We start from the raw sequence: 1,121 nt of genomic DNA, 5'->3' as shown, positions 1-1,121 counted from the left end.
GGCCTGGTCGACATGTTCGCCGACCTGCAGACCCCCACCGACGACGCCGCCTGCCTCGAGCACCTCGAGGCCCTGGAGCGGGTCAAGTCCGCCGCCGCGGCCGCCCAGGCCCGGCTCACCGATCAGCTCGACCAGCGCCGCGGTGGCACCGGCGGTCGCCGCGACGCCGGCCTCGGCGCCGAGATCGGCCTGGCCCGCCGCGAGTCCCCGCACCGCGGCCGCGGCCACCTCACCCTGGCCCGGGCGCTGCTGCACGACCTGCCCCACACCCACGCCGCCCTGGCCCGCGGCGACCTCTCCGAACGCCGCGCCGAGATCATCGCCACCGAGACCAGCCACCTGACCCGCGAGCACCGCCTCCGCGCCGACACCGAGCTCGCCGCCGACCCCACCCGCCTGGACGGCCTCGGCGAGACCCGGCTCCAACAAGAGGCCCGCCGGATCGTGCTGCGCCTCGACGAACAGGCCGCCCTGGCCCGCCGCCGCCGCGCCCACACCGGCCGCCGGGTCACCGGCCGGCTGCTCCCCGACGGGATGGCCGCCCTGACCCTCACCATCGCCGACTGGCAGTACGCCGCGATCATGACCTCCCTGACCGAGGCCGCCGCCCGGGCCCGCGCCCGCGGCGACGACGACGAGCGGACCCGCGGCCAGCTCCAGGCCGACACCGCCGTGGCCCGGCTCACCGGCCAGGCCACCGCCACCGCCGTCCCGGTCGCCCTGAAGATCCTCCAGTCCGCCGAGAGCCTCCTCGGCGACGACTGCACCCCCGCCTGGATCCCCTGGTGCGGCCACGTGCCCGCCACCCTCGCCCGCGGCCTGGCCGCGACCGCCCCCGCCGTGCGCTCCACCCTCCAGCGGCTCTTCCACTTCCCCGACACCGGCGCCCTGGTCGCCATGGAACGCCACACCGCCCAGTTCCCCGCCGAGCTGCGCGACTTCATCGCGCTGCGCGACCAGACCTGCCGCACCCCCTGGTGCAACGCCCCGATCCGGCACACCGACCACGCCCGCCCCCGCGCCGACGGCGGCGACACCAGCGCGCACAACGGGCAAGGCCTCTGCGAGAGCTGCAACTACCTCAAGGAGAACCCCGGCTGGCAGCACCACCCCGCCAGCGG

1 protein-coding gene is annotated in these 1,121 nt (G+C 77.1%); it reads left to right on the top strand.

Going from position 1 to position 1,121, the window contains the following annotated elements; translation table 11 throughout:
- On the top strand, positions 1 to 1,121 hold a 1,121-nt coding region (locus ABD268_RS22760; protein WP_344158254.1), incomplete at both ends, for an HNH endonuclease.

The organism is Nocardioides koreensis, from assembly GCF_039531775.1.
GTDB classification, from domain to species: domain Bacteria; phylum Actinomycetota; class Actinomycetes; order Propionibacteriales; family Nocardioidaceae; genus Nocardioides; species Nocardioides koreensis.
Note: the sequence above shows the minus strand (reverse complement) of the source record. Positions and strands in the feature narration are given on the sequence as shown.